Below are 17,669 nucleotides of genomic sequence, written 5' to 3'. Positions count from 1 at the left end.
ATCGATTATGAGAAAACTCCTCGGACAGCTTGAGACGCTGGTCTGGGCCCCGCGGTTCATCCAGCGATGAGCGGAGTCACGTTAACATTTGTGCCCGAGGGGCACGGTCGAGCAACGGGGCGAGGCGCGGAGGGGCGGCGCGTAGCTCAGCGCTCCGCCCTGTTGTGGTTGTTGAGCGCGGCGATTGGTAAATTCGGTCAGTGTGAGATTACCAAGCGTACTATGCGGCCGATGGCGGACATTTGTTGCGGGCGGACAGCAAGATAGCTGCCTCCCCCTGCCAGGGACAGTGCAATCTATTGTCTATCAAGCTCAAACACCTCCGATATGTAATCGCCGCCGCCGAGAGCGGTAGCTTTCGGAAAGCGGCAGAGGTTTTAGGGAGTGGAGAGCCCGCGGTTAGTCGCGGCATCCGCGATTTGGAGGATAGTATCGGCGTTTCTCTGTTTATTCGTCAGCCCAGCGGGGTAATACCGACGCTGGCAGGGAAGCGATTTTTGAACCGTGCACGCCAAGCCCTTGAACATATCCAGGATGGCGCAGAAGAGGCTGCCGCGATCGGCCGTGTGGAGAAGGGACACCTAAAGATCGGGTTGTTCTCGACATTAGCCTCCAATTTTTTGACCGAGTTATTCGACACCTATGACCGGCGCCATGCGAACGTCCAGATTGAATTCGTCGAATCGTCGGCGGAAAGACATGTCGCTGCAATTCGCCATTTCGATATTGATGCCGCATTTGTTATTGGGAGATCAAAATGGCCGGAGCTCGATAGCATCGAGCTTTGGAGTGAGCCATTTTTCATTGCGCTTCCTCGATCTCATCCATTAGCCAGCAGGTCGAAGGTGACTTGGTTCGACCTAGCCGATGAGATCCTTCTTACGCGGATTGAAGGATGCGGGCTGGACATCCGAGCCTTCGTTGAGCGGTGCCTCTTGCGCTTCGATATTCACCCCGTCATCAGCGCACAGCGGGTGGGACGGCTCACCTTGCTGGGTCTCGTTGCGATGGGCAAAGGAATCGTGCCTGTACTTCAGTCGGAACTCATCATTAACGTGCCGGGGGTGACGTATCGCCCTTTAGCAGACGACGTTGTGCCATTCTCAGTAATCTATTCTCCCAAAAACGATAACCCGGCCGTCCGAACGCTGCTCAGCATTGCCCGCTCAATGATGCGAGCGAGGCGGCTGAAGACGTAGCAATCTGATTGGCATTCATGGCCCTTCGCGCCTTTGCGAACTCGCGGTCGGTGGCGATGAAGCGCTCCAGCATGGGCACCACGAGCTTCACGGGATCCGGGGCCGGCTCGCCGGTTGCCCGCGCGAGCACCTCAGCATAGGCGATAAGGTCACGGTGCAGCGCGCCGGGCAAGGAAAGTGCCACCTTCACCGGCTTGTCGTTAGCGATGGGTCCGAGTTTCAGCTTCGCCATGGTCAGTACCTGTAGGGTTCGAGCACCAGGTCGCGCGTGACCATGACCCGCACCGGGAAGCCGGGCCGGATGGTCAGGGTCGGGGCGACCTGCAGTTGCCGACGGACGATCTCTTGGCCGGCATCGTTGATGGTGTCCTGCGCCCCGCTTTGGAGCGCCTGGATCAGTTCGTCCTCGTCATCCATGGCGAGTTCGGCACTGATGGAGAGCAGCGTCGATAGCCCGACCGCCTTGGCGAGGTCCCACCAGTGCATGTCGACGCCGTCCTCGAGGCCGGCATAGCCCTGCGCGTCCGTGCCGGGCTGGCGATCCAGCACGATGGAGCGACCATTGGTGAAGATCAGCCGGTTCCAGACCAGCAGGATGCGGCGCTGGCCGAAGCCGACGCCATTGTCGTATTGGCCGAGCAGCCGGGTCCCCTGCGGGATGATCAGGATTCGGCCGGTCGGGCTGTCATAGACGTTCTCTGTCACCTGCGCGGTGATCTGGCCCGGCAGGTCGGAGCGGATGCCGGTGATGAGCGCGGCGGGGATGACGGCGCCCGCTTGCAGCACATAGGGCGATGCCGGCGCCATGACGCGATCGGATACGACCACGCGCCGATCAACGGGGGCATTAAGGAAAGCAAGCTGGCGATCCTGGGGTGAGGACGTGGCGCCCGTTCCTGCCGAGCCAGGGCCGCTGAAGCCGGAAGCACTCGCCCCCGTCGCGCGAGCCTGCGCAGCCTGGAAGAACACGCGACTGGTGCGCGCGGCTTCCTGTTCCGCAAGACGCCGCTGCTGTTCGGGGTCGACCTGCGGCGCCGTCATCGTCGGCGGCACGACGGGCTGGCCGCGGTTCTGTGCATCAAGGATCGGCCGGCCGAGATCGCCGGGCAGCGGCGGTCCCAGGATGGGGCCAGTGTAATCCCGCGGCAGGCCGGCAAGGCCATCGGCGGTGGAGCGGTTCTGGGTGGAATAAAGTTCCTCGCCGCCGGTTCCTCTGTCGCGACCCTGCAGCGCATAGATCAACGCGCCACCAATGCCGAGGCTGACGACCAGCCCGGCGCCGGCCAGCACCTTGCGCGAGAGACGCGTGACGCGCGGCGGCTCGGGACGCAGCCGCATGGCGGCCGCGTGATCGACGGCCGGAGCGGCAAGATCGGCCTCGAGGTCATGATTGTCGGAGTTGCTCATGATGCCGGCCTCCCGTCCGTGCGCTCGATCCGCACCTTCTGCGGACGCTCGCCGCCGCCGAGGCGCAGCTCGGCCACGCCGAACAGCCGGTCGACGATCAGGATGTTCTGGTGGATGCGGCTATTGACGATATGGGCTTCGCCATCCGCGCCGATGACGAAGAGCGGCGGCATTTCGCCCTGAATGACCCCGCGCGGGAACTCGACATAGACCTTGCGCCCGTCGTCATAGACGGCAATCGGCCGCCAGGGCGGAGTGTCTCCGGTGAGTGAATAGCGGTAGTTGCGGGCCGCGAAGCCCGGGATAACCGGCGTTGGCGGAACACTGGGGCGCTGCGCTCCCGGAACCTGCGGATAGGCCCAGGCGACGGCCGGCATATAGGGCTTCTCACCGGCGCGCAGCTCGATCATGTAGCTGCGCCGGTCGGTGGTGATGACGAGGTTGGTGGAGATGTCCGCCCGCGTCGGCTTCACCAGCACATGCACGCGCCGGTTCGCCCCTTCGCCACTCTCGGTGTCGCCGATGATCCAGCGGGCGGTGTCGCCCGCCGCGATCGGCCCGCTGCCGGTCAGGCTCTCACCCGGCTCCAACGCGATGTTGGTGATCTGGCCGGGCGCGGCATAGACTTGATAGAGCGCGCCCTCGCTCCACGGATAGATCTGGATGGCATTGTAATAGCCCTCGCGACGCGGCTCCACGCGGGCCGCCGCATTGGCGTTCTCGACGCGTGCAACCGGGGTTTCCGCGTCCGTGCCGCCCTTGGCCGGCGTCCAGGTGGGCGGCGTGTGGAGCGGACGCGGCCGCTCATCAGTGACGACGGCGGGCACCACCGGTAGCGCCGGAACGTCACTGTCATAGCTGATCTGCGGCGGCTTCGGAGCCGATGCGCAGCCGCCCAACATCGTCGCCGAGAGCAGAAGAACCGCAAAGGCGGATCGGCGCAGAGCCGGAGATGTGGATTCACGGAAAGACGTTTTCACTGACTCATCTCCCGCGACCAGCTGATGGCGTTGACATAGATGCCGAGCGGATTGGTGCGCAGGCGCTCGGCATCGCGCGGCGGCTGGATCACCAGGGTCAGGATCGCGCTCCAGCGCTCGGTGGCGGCAAGCTGACCGTTCTCATAGCGCCGCTCGACCCAGGCGAGACGGAAGGAATCCGGCGAGGCCCGGATCACGCTGGAGACCTCAACCGCGATCTGCTGCTTGCCCACCCGGGTGAAGGGGTCATTGGCGCGGGCATAATCGTTGAGCGCGGCGGCGCCCCGATCGGTGGTGAACTCATAGGCCCTGAGCCAGTTCTGCCGCACGATCACGGGATCGGCCGGCAAGCTGCGCACCTGCTCGATGAAACGGGCGAGATGCCACGCGATCTGCGGATCGGTTGGGCGATAATCGCCGGTTGCAGGCCCTACGGCCTGCGTCTGGCCGAGACGATCGACCTCGACCACCCAGGGCACGACGGTGCCCCTCGTCGACTGCCAGATCAGCGCCGAGGCAAAGCCAGCCGAGAGGAACAGGCTGCCAAAGGCCATCAGCCGCCAGTTCTTGGCCTGCACCCGGGCCGAACCGATGCGCTCGTCCCAGACTTGTGCTGCCTTCTGATAGGGCGTGACCGGCTCGGGCGAGGTGCCGTAATGGGTCGCGGGTCGCTTGAAGAGGCTCATGTGCGGTCGCTCTCAGACAGGGAGACGGAAGAGCCGCCGGCATGGCTGTCACCGGAGCGCACAGCATGGGCGGCGGCGGAGACGCCATGGCGAAGCGACTGGCCGCGCTTCATGCGCTTGGCCCAATAGGGGATCTCGCCGGCCGAGGAAGCCGAGGCGGTACCGCCGACGGCATTCGCGAGCGGTGAGATGGCGGCGGAGCCCGCAGCCCGCGCGACGCCACCCAGTCCCGAGGCGACACCCGCCATGCCGGACTGGCCTGCCGCGCCGATGCTGTAGGCCGTCGCACCGCCCCGCGCCGCGGCCGCCGTCGCGGAGAGCGCCGCCCCACCGCCTCGGACGGCGAGGCTGGCCGCACCGCCGGCCGCCATCAGCGCGCCACCGGCGGCGAGGCCCGTGCCGACCGCGGCCCCCGCGCTCAGCTGCGGGCCGCCGGAGACAAGGCCCGCGGCAATGCCAGGGCCGAAGATGCCGAGGCCGAGCAGGGAAAGGGCAGCCAGCACGATGGCCATGGCGTCATCGATGGTGGGCGTCTGTCCCCCAAACCCCGCGGTGAACTGGCCAAACAGGGTGGAGCCGATGCCGATGATGACCGCGAGCACCATGACCTTGATGCCGGAGGAGACGACGTTCCCCAGCACCCGCTCGGCCATGAAGGCGGTTTTGCCGAACAGGCCGAAGGGGATCAGCACGAAGCCGGCGAGCGTCGTCAGCTTGAACTCGATCAAGGTGACGAAGAGCTGGACCGCGAGAATGAAGAAGGAGAGCAGCACCAGCGCCCATGCAAACAGCAGGCAGGCGATCTGGATGAAGTTCTCGAAGAAGGCGACCCAGCCCATCAGGTCGGAGATGGAGTCGAGTAGCGGCCGACCGGCTTCGAGCCCGGTCTGCGCCACCTTGCCCGGACGCATCAGGTCGCTGACGGAAAATGCCGTACCCGATCCCTTCAGCCCCAGCCCGGCAAAGCTCTCGAAGACGATGCGGGCGAGGTTGTTCCAGTTGCCGATGATGTAGGCGAAGACGCCGACGAACAGGGTCTTCTTGATGAGCCGGGCGATGATGTCGTCATCCGCACCCCACGACCAGAACAGCGCCGCCAGCGTCACGTCGATGACGATGAGCGTGGTGGCGATGAAGGCAACCTCGCCGCCGAGCAGGCCGAAGCCGCTGTCGATATAGGAGGTGAAGACCCCCAGGAAAGTGTCGATGACGCCGGTGCCGCCCATCTCAGCGGCCTTCGTTCGGCGCGGGACGCCCGAGGAACCTACCGCGTGTCTGCGCCCAGACCTTCAGGCACGCGGCGTCGTGCGCGGCCGCCTCTCCGAGCTGCTGGCACCGCCGCTGCGCGTCGCGCAGCGGATCGCGCTCAGTCTCGATCGCCCGCATGGGCGAAGGCTCCGGCGCCTTCTCGTCTCGGCTTATCTCTACGACCGCCGCCGTGCCGGCAATGACCGCAAAGATCACCGCGCTGAGCCGTGCCAGCATGGCTCCATCCATGTCGGCCTCCGTCAGTTGCTGAACATGCGGGCAGTGCCGGCCTGGTAGCCGGCGCCCGGAGTGAGGAAGCGCCGGCGCTGCTCGCGTCCCTGCTCGGCTGCAGTCGCGCGTTCCGCCTCGGAGAGCGCCTCAGCGCGTCCGTTGGCGGACATCACCGCGATCAGGTCGGAGAGCTGCTGCGACTGCAAAGCGAGCAACTGGTTGCCGGCCTGGGTGGCCTGAAGCGCGCCCGTGGCGCCCTGGCTCTGGCCGACAAGCGTCGCCATCTCGGCCCGATTGGTGTCGACATTGCCGACGACGCCGGCTTGCACGCGCAGCGCGTCCTGCAGGCCCCCGACCGTGGTCTGCCAGCGCGAGCGCGCACCGGCGACGAGATCAGCATCGGAGGCCGAGAGCGGGATGTTGCCGTAGCGCTGCTGGAAAACCTGGTCGATCTGGCCGACATCGAAGGCAATGCTCTGCGCCTGTCCCAGAAGCTGCTGGGTGCGCTGCACCGATTGCTGGATCTGTTGAAGCGAGGAGTGCGGCAGGCTGGCGAGATTGCGCGCCTGGTTGATCAGCATCTGCGCTTCGTTCTGCAGCGAGGTGATCTGGTTGTTGATCTGCTCCAGCGCGCGGGCGGCCGACATCATGTTCTGGGCGTAGTTCCACGGGTCATAGACCGTGACGGCCTGCGCAGGGGGGCACAGCACGAGTGGCAGTGCGAGCGGCACGGACAGCAGCGCGACGGTGACGATGAGCGCGCGCGGACGGGACAGCGTCATGGCTGCGTCTCCAGATTGGTGAGGTTGGGAATGAGGTCGGCGGCCCAGCCGAGGCCGCGATGACGCAGCCAGGCCTCAAGGAAGCCGTCGCGGCCGTGCGCGGCGAAGATATTGCCGATGGCCTGCTGGTCGGTCTTGGAGGACGCGGCGCACAGCGCCAGCGCCACCTCGGAGAGACCCAGCTCGAACAGCCGGTTGCCGCGCCGCGACTGGCAGTAGTAGTCGCGCTTCGGCATGGCCCGCGCGAGGATCTCGATCTGGCGGTCGTTCAGGCCGAAGCGGCGGTAGATGGCCGTGATCTGTGGCTCGATGGCCCGCTCGTTGGGGAGCAGGAGACGTGTCGGGCAGCTCTCGATGATGGCGGGCGCAATGGCGCTGCCATCGATGTCGGAGAGCGACTGCGTGGCGAAGATGACGCTGGCGTTCTTCTTGCGCAGGGTCTTCAGCCATTCCCGGAGCTGGCCGGCGAAGCCCTCGTCGTCCAGCGCCAGCCAGCCTTCATCGATGATGATGAGGGTCGGTGATCCATCGAGTCGGTCCTCGATCCGGTGGAACAGATAGGCCAGCACGGCGGGCGCGGCCTCCGTCCCGATCAATCCCTCGGTCTCGAAGGCTTGGACCGTGGCCGATCCCAGATGCTCGCTCTCAGCATCCAACAGCCGGCCCCACGCCCCGCCAAGGCAATAAGGACGCAGCGCCTGCTTGAGGTCGTTGGACTGTAGGAGAACGCAAAGACCGGTGAGGGTGCGTTCCTCGACCGGCGCGGAGGCGAGCGATGTTAGCGCCGTCCAGATGTGCTCCTTCACCTGGGGCATGATGGAAACGCCTTCGCGGGTGAGGATGGCGTTCAGCCAGTCGGCGGCCCAGGCGCGCTCGGCGGCTTCATTGATGCGCGCGAGCGGCTGGAGCGAAACGCTCTCCGCGCTCCCCTCGCTGAGCCCGCCACCGAGATCGTGCCAGTCCGCTCCACAAGCCAGCGCCGCGGCCCGGATCGAACCGCCGAAGTCGAAAGCGAAGACTTGGCAACCCGGATAGCGCCGGAACTGCAGCGCCATCAGCGCCAGCAGCACGGACTTGCCCGCTCCGGTGGGGCCCACCACGAGGGTATGGCCGACATCGCCGACATGAAGGCAGAACCGAAAGGGGGTGGAGCCTTCGGTCTTGCCGAACAGCAGCGGCGGCGCGTCGAAATGCGCGTCGCGGCTCTCGCCGGCCCACACCGCTGAGAGCGGGATCATGTGGGCGAGATTGAGCGTCGAGATTGGGGGCTGGCGGACATTGGCGTAAGTCTGTCCGGGCAAAGAACCGAGCCAGGCGTCGACGGCGTTGATGGTCTCGGTCATCACCGTGAAATCGCGGCCCTGGATCACCTTCTCGACCCGTCGCAGCTTCTCGTCGGCGATGCGCGGATCGGCGTCCCACACCGTCACCGTCGCGGTGACATAGGCTATGCCGGCGTGATCCGCGCCGAGTTCCTGCAGCGCGAGGTCGGCATCCGCTGCCTTGTTCGCAGCATCGCTGTCCACGAGCACGGAGGCTTCGTTGGTCATCACCTCCTTCAGGATCGCTGCGATGGATTTGCGCTTGGCGAACCACTGGCGTCGGATCTTGGTCAACAGCCGGACGGCATCCGTCTTGTCGAGCAGGATTGCCCGGGTTGACCAACGATAGGGAAAGGCCAGGCGGTTGAGCTCATCGAGCAGGCCCGGCGTCGTCACCGTGGGAAAGCCGGTGATGGTCAATACCCGCAGATGCTGGTCGCCAAGGCGCGGCTCCAGCCCGCCCGAAAGAGGCTGATCGGCAAGCAGCGCGTCAAGATAGATAGGTGTCTCCGGCACGCGGACGCGTTGGCGGTGCGTCGAGACGCAGCCATGCAGATATCTCAGCGTTTCGCCGTCATCGAGCCAGCCGCATTCCGGCATGAAGGCGTCGATGAGGTTGAGGAGCCGGTCAGTTCGATCGGCAAAGCCACGCAATGTTTCGTGGGGATCAAGCCCGGCCTTGTCCCGCCCTTCATAAAGCCAGCCTTCGGTACGTGCTGCATCCTCGGCGGGCGGCAGGAAGGTGAAGGTCAGGAAATAGCTCGACTCGAAATGGCTTCCGTTCGGCCGGCGAACGTCCCACTGGGGCGTTCGCTCATCGTCCTCACCTTCAAAATCGGCCCTCCGCTCGGCATCGACCAGAGCCGAGGCCGCATCAGGGAACGTGCTCGTCGGATAGGTCGCCGCGACATGGCGCTGCGCCTCCACGAAGATGGCCCATCCTGAGCCGAGACGGCGGAAGGCATTGTTCAGCCGCCCGGCGACCGCGACGAGCTCGGCGGGCACGGCGCTGTCGAGGTCCGGCCCACGAAAACGAGCTGTGCGCTGAAACGAGCCGTCCTTGTTCAGCACGATGCCCGGCGCGACCAGTGCCGCCCAGGGCAGGAAATCGGCAAGGCGGCGGTTGCGGCTGCGATACTCGGCGAGGTTCATCATCATGGCACCCCCTCAGATCGAGAGATGCGCGGGGATGAGCAGATGCCGGCGCACCACCTCGACAAAAAGAGGATCGCGCTTCGCCGCCCACACGGCTGCGACGTGGCCAATCACCCCGAAGGCAAGGCCGACCAGCCAGAGGCGCAGGCCGAGACCCACGGCCCCGGCGAGCGTCCCATTGACGATGGCAATGGCACGCGGTGCCCCGCCGAGCAGGATCGGCTCGGTCAGCGCTCGGTGGACCGGTACGCTGAAGCCGGCGACTTCAATCGGCTCGCCCATCAGACCAGCGCTCCACCGCCGAAGGAGAAGAAGGACAGGAAGAAGCTCGATGCGGCAAAAGCGATCGAGAGGCCGAATACGATCTGGATCAGCCGGCGGAAGCCGCCCGACGTGTCGCCGAAAGCTAGCGCCAGCCCGGTCGAGATGATGACGATGACGGCGATGATCTTGGCGACCGGCCCCTCGATCGACTGGAGGATGGATTGCAGCGGCGCCTCCCACGGCATGGAGGAGCCGGAGGCATGAGCGCTGGCCGTCGCCATCAGGCTGATGCAGGTGACAGATACGGCCAGGTGGGCCGCGCTGCGGGTGCGAAGGAGCGATCGGATCATTGATGGTCTCCGGTAAGGACAGGGGTGACGCGGTAGTCGCCATCGGGGCTAAGGCCCTCGACATGAGCGAGTTCGGTTAGCCGGCGCGCCGCGCCGCGGCCCGAGAGCACGGCCACGAGACTGATGGTCTCGGCGATCAGTGCGCGCGGGACGGTGACGACGGCTTCCTGGATAAGCTGCTCCATCCGGCGTAGCGCGCCGATGGCGCTGCCGGCATGGATTGTGCCGATGCCACCGGGATGGCCGGTGCCCCAGGCCTTCAACAGGTCCAGTGCCTCCGCGCCGCGCACCTCACCAATGGGGATACGGTCGGGGCGCAGGCGCAGCGCTGACCGGACGAGCTCGGAAAGCGAGGCGACGCCGTCCTTGGTGCGCAGGGCGACGAGGTTGGGCGCCGCGCATTGCAGCTCGCGCGTATCCTCGATGAGGACGACGCGATCTATTGTCTTCGCGACCTCGGCGAGCAGCGCATTGGTTAGCGTGGTCTTGCCCGTCGATGTGCCGCCGGCCACCAGGATGTTGGCGCGGGACGCCACGGCCAAGCGCAAGGCTTCGGCCTGGCCAGCCGACATGATCCCGGTCGCTACGTAATCGGCGAGCGTGAACACCGCGACGGCGGGCTTACGGATGGCGAAAGTCGGGGCCGCCACGACCGGCGGCAACAATCCCTCGAAACGTTCTCCCGTCTCGGGCAGCTCGGCTGAAACACGCGGAGCTCCCGCATGGACCTCGGCACCGACATGGTGGGCGACTAGCCGCACGATGCGCTCGCCGTCAGCGGGCAAGAGCCGCTCACCCGTGTCGGATAGTCCCTCCGAGAGCCGGTCGATCCACAGCCGCCCGTCCGGGTTCAGCATCACCTCGACGACGGCCGGGTCTTCCAGATGCCGAGCGATCGCCGGACCCAGCGCCGTGCGCAGCATCCGCGCGCCACGAGCAAAACCCCGATGATGATGTGATGCCGCCATGCGAACCCCGACGTGCCGGGGTCATGACGATCTCATCCCGGGTGGGGATGATTAAAAGAGCCCGATATTGGGTCGGTTCAACAGGTTTCCATCCGCATCGCAGTCTGGCGTGCAATGACAGGCGAACGGCGGAACTGCTGCAGTGACCGGAAGCGGCATAGTGAGCTTCTTCTTCACGGCTTGAAGCAATGCTCCCTGTGCCAGCGCAGGAAATGGGGATGGGGCCGCTCGATCAGCCTGCGGGGCGCGATGGCGCGGCCGTCTTTGTTGATGAAGGCGCGCACGCCGTCGGGATCGTTGGTCTGCCGGGAAATGAGGATGTCCAGATCATCCGAGAGGCTGATCAGCCCACGATCGAACATCCAGTGGGCCGTGCCCGACAGTGCCAGTCCGTTGCTGACAATGTCGGGGCCATTCGCTTCCACCGGGCGGATATGCGCCGCAGCCACCTCGGCGCGCCCGCCGCCATTGATCAGCTTTAGCCCGCTGATGGCACAGCGCTCGTCATAGGCCCTCAGCACGACGCGCCGGAAGATGCGGTCGCGGACGATGCGAGAGGACAGAATGTCCACGCGCTCGCGGGGCTGCTCGAACGCGAATGGCGCCTGCTCTTCTTCAAAGCCTGAGAGGGACGCAACCTCGTCGACGCGGGGCAGCAGCGGCTCGCTGTCATCCAGCCCGAGAGTCACGATCCGGTTGAAATCGTCTGGCGCCAGCGAACGCACGGCGGCTTGCGCACGCCCCGAAATGCGCCCGTCCGGGTTCAGCACACCGCGCTCGACCACGCCGTCCGCATCGGTGAACGGCACCGGGCTGGCAAAATCGAGATAGCTGCCCGGTTCGATGAGAGCGAGATACATGCCCGGAGCGGTGGGATCGGGAACGACGCGCTCGACCCTGGCGATCGCGAAATAGCCGCGGGTCTCCGCCACTTTCCGGGGTTCGTAATAAACGATCCAGTCGCCGACGCAGGCCTCGACACGTCCCAGATATGGGCGCGGGAACTGATACCGCTCAGCCGGGCTGTCGTCATAGATCGAGTCCGAGCGGTGAATGAAGACGCCGAATCCCATGTGCCATCCCTGATCCCCATTCGATCGTATCGCAGATTGGAAAGCATTCGGCAGCAGGGGGACCATTCATCCCCTGTTGCGCGCGGCGCGCGATCGATCAGGCATCACGCTCTCAGCTCCCCTTCGTTCTACCATGAGCGATAGGATCGCTATCTATCAATCACAAATCCACTATTATATGAGCTATAGAAAGGAGTCCTGTCGCTCATGGCGTGGAACTGGACGCAGCACGGCTGGCCGCATTTTGCCTATGATCCGGTTGCCCTCGAACCGCTGGAGCGGCGGTTCCTGCTGCTCACCGGCGAGGTGATCGGCGCGGTCCGGCATGTCGGCGAGGGTGAGCGGGACCTGCTGCGGATCGAACTCCTCAGCGACGAGGCCGTCAAGACCAGCGCGATCGAAGGGGAGACACTGGATCGCCTCAGCGTGCAATCCTCCCTACGCCGTCAGCTCGGCCTCGACACCGACAATCGCAACGTGAAGCCGAAGGAGCGGGGCATCGCGGAGATGATGGTCGATCTCTATCGGAGCTGGGCCGATCCCCTCGACGCCGATACGCTGTTCCGCTGGCACCGCATGCTGATGGCGGATAGCCGGCATCTGGAGACCATCGGCGGCTACCGTCGCCATGAAGACGCGATGCAGATCGTGTCCGGCCGCCAGGATCGGCCGACCGTGCATTTCGAGGCGCCGCCATCCTCTCGGGTTCGGGACGAGATGGCCGCCTATCTCACCTGGTTCAATGGCTCGGCCCCGAACGGGGACGCGCCCTTGCTTCCACTTACGCGGGCCGGGATTGGGCATCTCTATTTCGAGAGCATCCATCCCTTCGAGGACGGCAATGGTCGTATCGGACGAACCCTCGCTGAAAAATCCCTTGCCCAGAACATCGGGCAACCGACCCTGATCGCGCTCGCCCATACCATCGAGCAGCATCGCAAGGCCTATTACGACCAGCTCGAGATCCATCAGCGGACGCTCGATGTCACGGACTGGCTGGTCTATTTTGCCGAAACGATCATCGCGGCCCAGCAAACGACGCTCGACCGCGTCGCCTTCCACATCGCCAAGGCGCGTTTCTACGATCGCTTCCGCAACATGATGAACGAACGGCAGGAGAAGGTGATCGCCCGCCTATTCCGTGAGGGACCCGGTGGCTTCACGGGCGGCCTGAGCGCGGAGAACTACCTCGCGATCAGCGGCACCTCACGCCCCACCGCCACGCGCGACCTGCACGATCTGGTCGAGAAGGCTGCCCTGACGCGAACCGGCGAGCGCCGATACACGCGATACCACCTGAACCTGCAGGGACATGCTGTAAAGTCGTGAGCTGGTGGCACGCTGACCAGCCCGGGAGGCTCGCTGCACGGCATTTGCGGCCCTTGGGCGATCTGATGCTGTCAAGCGGCTGCACTCAAAAAGCAACCGAATCCTGCTATGCTTGGTGCAGCGGAGTCGAAGCCCAATGGACGAGCCGAACGGAGCGCAAAGCAGAACAGTTCAGGGGAACACTACCGTAGCTCCCCTGTCGCAGGCTGTTGCGGTCGACATACCCGCGATCGAATACGTTCTTGACTGCGATACGGGCGACTATCGCGATGTGCGGCAATGGATCGGCAGCTGGCGCTATGAACTGCTCGTCCCGCAGCGCTTGGACATCAAGGAGCGCATTGGAACGGCGCCGCGGTTCCGTTGTTCCTTGTGCTCGGTTCCCGTCTATCTGATCGCCAACCAGCACAAGCGGTTCTTTTTCCGGCATGACCGGGAAGACGGATCGTGCCCGGCGCAGACACGCAGTCCTCTGTCGCGAGATGAAATTCTCGCCCGCAAGTATCACGGGCTGCGTGAAAGCGAGCCGCACCGCCGGATCAAGGCGCTGGTCGCGCGCAGCCTAACGGCCGATCCGGCGTTTTCGGAGGTCCTCGTAGAGCGTCAATGGCGCTCGTCGAGCGATCCGCGCAACGGCCGCCGGCCTGATGTGCAAGCAATAGGCCCTATGGGCAGGGCCGCGTTCGAGGTTCAGTTATCGACCACATTTCTTGACGTCGTCGCTGCCCGACGCTGCTTCTATCGGCAGGAAGGAGCGCTACTGGTTTGGGTGATGGGCTGGTTCGACCCGGAATACCGGCGGCTGACGACAGATGACCTGCTCTTCTCCAACAATTCGAATATTCTCGTGGTGAACGAAGAGACGACCATCCTGTCCGAAAGCGCCGGCAGGTTTCATGTGGCCTGCCACTACCGACGGCCAGTTCGCGAGGGGGACGAACTCATCGACTGCTGGGAATCTACCATCGTTGCCTTCGCCGACCTCCACCGGGATGACGAAGGACAACGCTGCTGGCATTTCGACTATGAGGGTGAGGCGGCGGCAATCCGTGCCGCGATCGCGCAAGATCGGCTGCAGCGCGAGAACGAAGTTGCCGAGGCGCTGCGCGAGGAGTTGTTCCGGTTCTGGATTTCGCGGAACCCACGTCTGTTGCCGGATGACGCTGAACGCGCGAGGTGGGCGTCGCTGCGAAGCGGATTCAACGGGCGCGGCATTTTCCTCCCGGCCACGTCTGACGAGGACAGCAGCTTCATCGCGCTGCTGAACGCGCTGGCCAGCGCAAAGGAGGGCCGCCCGGTCGGCTGGAATTACAAGAAGCTGATAGAGGTCGGTCATCGGCTGGCGGAAGGCCATCCTCAGCACGTGGTGGCGTTCGGACATGCGCTCCGGCATTTCGGGTCGGCAGAAGCGATGGAGGCCGAGGACAGCACCGGGAAATGGAATCGGCGCCGAGCGGCGATCCGCGCATCCCTGGAGAGAGGAGACCGAGACTTCATCCCGGATATCACGAGCCTTCCTCTTCTTATGCTGGTGATCCCTGAGGTGGGCAGAAAGCTGCAAACCCTGATAGCGAAGGCGAACGCCGCCGGTAGAGCTCCGTCGTCAGAAAAAGGGGCTGTCGCATGACGAATTTTACCATCGTGGACCTCGAACAGGCGAAGGCCAAACTGGCAGCCTGGAACGAGAGATTTGACGAATACACCGGCAACAATCCCGACAAATATCAGGCCGACATACGATCTGCACGCGAAAGAGTTCGCGAGATTGAATTGGCCCTTAAAGATGCCGGCGTTATTCCGAAAACCGAACACGAGAAACTGGAAGATACGCTCGACCGGACGTTTCCGAATGCGCGGAGCAAGGAGATTGTGGAGTACGAAGGTCAAAAGTATCGGCGCCACTTCATGCCGCTTGAACGATCCCGTTCGCGCAAGTCCGTGACCGTCTGGGGCAAGTCATGGGCAAAAGTGCAGGACTGACGGCTTGGTCTATTTTACCCGAGCGGGGCATTCTGGAGGTCCGAGAAGGGGCAGCGGTACCGGCAATCCTTGAACTGCCGGCGCCAAGCCTCAGATCTCGGTCTGCTCTGATAGGCTCAAGGCGTCATCGACCTCGATGGCGAGATAGCGCATACAGATTCCCGATCTGCAACCGGGTGCGTAGTGCTCAAATGTGCTTGGGTTTAAATGCAGCCTTTGCACCGACGATTAGGTCGGCATTCCACGGTTCGCGCTGGGACGACGCCCTTTAGTCCCACCGTCCATCGACGCGTTGTCGCGCCCGAGAGACCTGTGGTTTCCGGTCTATCGGAAGCGCTCTATCCTTGTGGACATTTGGGGGATTCGATTCTTTGCAACGCCTCGATTTACAGGCCCTAGCCGCATCGATGAGCTATATCGGCGGCACGGTGAAGATGATGGAGGTTAATCGGACCCATATCCTCATGGGTCAGGTGGCCTTTATGTCGATCGCGACCGATGACTACGCGCGGATTCTGAAGTTCGCGCAGCTAATCGAGACAGTTGGCAAACAGCTAAAGTTACCATCCGCGATCGCCGCCGCGCAGCGCGCGCAAACCGCCTTACAGGCAGGCTTTCGAGGTCATGGACAATATGGGACCGAGATCCTAGGTCCCTTGATCGGGGCATTGAACCACATGTTGACCTGCTTGGTCGATGAGCTTGGTGAGCGCCATGTGATCGGCCTGGACGCCTCGAGAAGCGCGCTGCTTGCAGCGGACGGGCCGCCCTTGGGCCGACGGGTGGCGACGGAGTTCCCTGACATTCAAGATGATCTCGCGGAGGCGGCAGCTTGCCGAGCCTTGGCGCGCCCGACCGCCTGCGTCTTCCATCTGATGCGCGCGATGGAGGCGGCGGTGCAGACGCTCGCCGCGCACCTCGGGATCGGGGGCTTGACCCGTGAATGGGGCAAGCTGCTCAGCGACATGAAGCGGGAAATCGAAGTCATGCCGAAGGGCAAGGCGCGAGACGCGTGGTCCGAGAACCACAGCCTTCTCTACCACGTGAAGCAGGCGTGGCGGAACGACGTCATGCACCCGAACCGGAGCTACACCCTGGCCGAGGCCGACCGCGTCCACAACGCGGTTGCTTCCTACCTTGAGCAACTCGCTGAACTCCTGGCGACGGCGCGGAGCCGGGCACCCGAAGGGACCACATGACGAACGCCGACGACCAGGCCCCGCTCTCTCCGCGCCTCACCTTCAGCGAGGTCCATCCGGGTCATGTCGAAGCGCATATTGAGCCGCTCTGGCGGCCCGAATGGGCGATCTTCGCGGGCCGATCGCCGACCGACCCGCGACCGTCCGGCTCGCTATTGAGCTATGATGCGACTTGCTCGACGCTTATCATCCGCCCGCTCGTCACCAACCTGTCGACGCGGTTCCTGGAGCCCAAACATGGGCCGATCACCGAACTGGTGTTCGAAGACTTTCGCGCGTCGCTGCCCGAGACCGAGCAGGATGTAAGCGATCTGCTCCGGGGCTTGCCGACCGGGTTCAGCACCAGCTTCGAGTTCGGGCTGGGCGTCGAGAAGGAGTACCTGCCGATCATCGAGGCGGTCCGCCGGGTCCGTGGCGTCACTTGCCTTGTCCTGACGCGCAGTCATAAGACGGGTCCTGACGAGAGCCTCTTCTACCTGACCTACGACGACTACGACGACGTGCGCCGGGCGATCCACAGGGTGACCCAGCGCTACCGCGCCGAGGCCCGTATCGATCGCACAATCCTCGCGCACAACGAGATCCTGACCGCCCTCGACCCCGTCAAGTATCCGAAGGCGACCCGGGCCTACGCGCCGGGGACGGTGTTCAAACTCCTGTCGCGCCGCGGCGAGGCCTCAAAACTTTCGCGTGACGATGGCAAGGCGCTGATTAAAATCCTCAAGGCGGCCACGCCAGGGCTCGCCCAGGACGCCGAACAATTGTTCGCGCTGGGTCAGGAAGTCGAGCGGGTCAGCCTAGAGGTGATGCTCCAGCGATTCGAGGCGCTGCTGACCAAGGCCGGCAGCGAGGCTCAATGGCAGAGCCTGCTCGATCAGAACCCGTTCATCTTGACGCTCGTGTTCGGCTATCCGATCGTCCGGCTAGCGCGCCAGGGCGCAGTCGGCGGCTGGCGGCTCTCAGGCGGCGGCGGCAAGGTCGCCGACTATGTGGTCAAGAACCAGCTCACCCGATCCATCGCCCTGGTCGAGCTGAAAACGCCGAAGACCGATCTCGTCGTCGGCGACTATCGGAAGGGCGTGCCGGGCATCTCCGCGAAGTTGACCGGCGCGGTCATGCAGGTGCTTGACCAACGGCTCAAGCTGCAAAAAAGCCTGCCGCTTTTGCAGAGTGAAGACCCGGATTTGCGGAGCGCGGAGGCTTATGGGATCGACTGCATCGTGATCGCCGGGATGACCCCCCAAGAGCCTGCAGCGATGAAGAGCTTCGAGCTCTTCCGGAGCGGCCTTCGAGATGTGCGGATTTTCACGTTCGACGAACTCGCGGCGAAAATGCGAGCGCTGCTCGACGTGCTCGCCAGCGAGCCTGACCCGAGGATGTCCTAGACGATGACATGACCAAGCGCGGCCAAGAGCCACCGGCAAATCGCCGCTGCGGAAAAATGGTGGCCGTTAGCTAGCGACATATCCCTGTTCAGCGGCGTCTTGCTGGTCGGA

Annotated in this window: 18 protein-coding genes; 6 read left to right on the top strand and 12 right to left on the bottom strand. The window is 64.3% G+C overall.

What is annotated here, in order from left to right; translation table 11 throughout:
* Window positions 1-299: 299 nt before the first annotated feature.
* Window positions 300-1,199 carry a LysR family transcriptional regulator gene (locus tag FHS55_RS21695; RefSeq protein WP_183191962.1) on the top strand — a complete coding sequence of 300 codons (900 nt, stop codon included), beginning with the start codon at window positions 300-302 and terminating at the stop codon, window positions 1,197-1,199.
* Here the strand turns inward: FHS55_RS21695 and FHS55_RS21690 are convergent.
* From FHS55_RS21690 to FHS55_RS21635, 12 genes are all read right to left on the bottom strand, one after another.
* Window positions 1,153-1,431 (bottom strand): DUF2274 domain-containing protein, encoded by a 279-nt coding sequence (locus tag FHS55_RS21690; protein WP_183191961.1) that lies wholly within the window; start codon window positions 1,429-1,431, stop codon window positions 1,153-1,155. The two genes, FHS55_RS21695 and FHS55_RS21690, sit on opposite strands and share 47 nt — an antisense overlap.
* Window positions 1,432-1,433: 2 nt before the next feature.
* A complete protein-coding gene (locus FHS55_RS21685) occupies window positions 1,434-2,606 on the bottom strand; it encodes a TraB/TrbI/VirB10 family type IV secretion system protein (RefSeq protein WP_183191960.1) in 1,173 nt (390 codons plus the stop codon).
* Window positions 2,603-3,586 (bottom strand): P-type conjugative transfer protein TrbG, encoded by a 984-nt coding sequence (trbG, locus tag FHS55_RS21680; RefSeq protein WP_183191959.1) that lies wholly within the window; start codon window positions 3,584-3,586, stop codon window positions 2,603-2,605. The genes FHS55_RS21685 and trbG overlap by 4 nt, the downstream gene beginning before the upstream one ends.
* On the bottom strand, window positions 3,583-4,272 hold the full coding sequence (trbF, locus tag FHS55_RS21675; RefSeq protein ID WP_183191958.1) for a conjugal transfer protein TrbF: 690 nt from the start codon (window positions 4,270-4,272) through the stop codon (window positions 3,583-3,585). The genes trbG and trbF overlap by 4 nt, the downstream gene beginning before the upstream one ends.
* Window positions 4,269-5,498: a P-type conjugative transfer protein TrbL gene (gene trbL / locus FHS55_RS21670; RefSeq protein ID WP_183191957.1), complete on the bottom strand. Its 1,230-nt coding sequence runs from the start codon at window positions 5,496-5,498 to the stop codon at window positions 4,269-4,271. The genes trbF and trbL overlap by 4 nt, the downstream gene beginning before the upstream one ends.
* 1 nt (window position 5,499) lies before the next feature.
* Entirely contained in the window at window positions 5,500-5,769 is a 270-nt protein-coding gene (gene trbK-alt, locus FHS55_RS21665; RefSeq protein WP_183191956.1) for a putative entry exclusion protein TrbK-alt, read from the bottom strand.
* A gap of 11 nt (window positions 5,770-5,780) precedes the next feature.
* Window positions 5,781-6,533 (bottom strand): P-type conjugative transfer protein TrbJ, encoded by a 753-nt coding sequence (trbJ, locus tag FHS55_RS21660; protein WP_183191955.1) that lies wholly within the window; start codon window positions 6,531-6,533, stop codon window positions 5,781-5,783.
* Window positions 6,530-9,010: a conjugal transfer protein TrbE gene (gene trbE / locus FHS55_RS21655; RefSeq protein WP_183192006.1), complete on the bottom strand. Its 2,481-nt coding sequence runs from the start codon at window positions 9,008-9,010 to the stop codon at window positions 6,530-6,532. Before trbE ends, trbJ begins: the two co-directional genes overlap by 4 nt.
* Before the next feature lie 12 nt (window positions 9,011-9,022).
* The gene (locus tag FHS55_RS21650) at window positions 9,023-9,292 is read right to left on the bottom strand and encodes a VirB3 family type IV secretion system protein (RefSeq protein WP_183191954.1); all 270 of its coding nucleotides are present in this window, start codon (window positions 9,290-9,292) and stop codon (window positions 9,023-9,025) included.
* Window positions 9,292-9,624, bottom strand: coding sequence for a TrbC/VirB2 family type IV secretion system protein (locus tag FHS55_RS21645; RefSeq protein ID WP_183191953.1), 333 nt, complete (start codon window positions 9,622-9,624; stop codon window positions 9,292-9,294). The genes FHS55_RS21650 and FHS55_RS21645 overlap by 1 nt, the downstream gene beginning before the upstream one ends.
* Window positions 9,621-10,592, bottom strand: coding sequence for a P-type conjugative transfer ATPase TrbB (gene trbB / locus FHS55_RS21640; RefSeq protein WP_183191952.1), 972 nt, complete (start codon window positions 10,590-10,592; stop codon window positions 9,621-9,623). The genes FHS55_RS21645 and trbB overlap by 4 nt, the downstream gene beginning before the upstream one ends.
* 173 nt (window positions 10,593-10,765) lie before the next feature.
* A complete protein-coding gene (locus FHS55_RS21635; protein ID WP_183191951.1) occupies window positions 10,766-11,665 on the bottom strand; it encodes an HNH endonuclease in 900 nt (299 codons plus the stop codon).
* 207 nt (window positions 11,666-11,872) lie between these two features.
* Between FHS55_RS21635 and FHS55_RS21630 the strand changes: the two genes are divergently transcribed.
* The 5 genes from FHS55_RS21630 (at window position 11,873) to FHS55_RS21610 (ending at window position 17,558) form a co-directional block, all read left to right on the top strand.
* Window positions 11,873-12,994 (top strand): Fic family protein, encoded by a 1,122-nt coding sequence (locus tag FHS55_RS21630; RefSeq protein WP_183191950.1) that lies wholly within the window; start codon window positions 11,873-11,875, stop codon window positions 12,992-12,994.
* 136 nt (window positions 12,995-13,130) lie between these two features.
* Window positions 13,131-14,621 (top strand): DUF6035 family protein, encoded by a 1,491-nt coding sequence (locus tag FHS55_RS21625; protein WP_183191949.1) that lies wholly within the window; start codon window positions 13,131-13,133, stop codon window positions 14,619-14,621.
* A complete protein-coding gene (locus tag FHS55_RS21620; protein ID WP_183191948.1) occupies window positions 14,618-14,974 on the top strand; it encodes a hypothetical protein in 357 nt (118 codons plus the stop codon). Before FHS55_RS21625 ends, FHS55_RS21620 begins: the two co-directional genes overlap by 4 nt.
* 371 nt (window positions 14,975-15,345) lie before the next feature.
* A complete protein-coding gene (locus FHS55_RS21615) occupies window positions 15,346-16,173 on the top strand; it encodes a hypothetical protein (protein ID WP_183191947.1) in 828 nt (275 codons plus the stop codon).
* The gene (locus tag FHS55_RS21610; RefSeq protein WP_183191946.1) at window positions 16,170-17,558 is read left to right on the top strand and encodes a Shedu immune nuclease family protein; all 1,389 of its coding nucleotides are present in this window, start codon (window positions 16,170-16,172) and stop codon (window positions 17,556-17,558) included. The genes FHS55_RS21615 and FHS55_RS21610 overlap by 4 nt, the downstream gene beginning before the upstream one ends.
* Window positions 17,559-17,669 lie beyond the last annotated feature (111 nt).

This window comes from Ancylobacter tetraedralis (genome assembly GCF_014195655.1).
Taxonomy (GTDB): Bacteria; Pseudomonadota; Alphaproteobacteria; order Rhizobiales; family Xanthobacteraceae; genus Ancylobacter; species Ancylobacter tetraedralis.
Note: the sequence above shows the minus strand (reverse complement) of the source record. Positions and strands in the feature narration are given on the sequence as shown.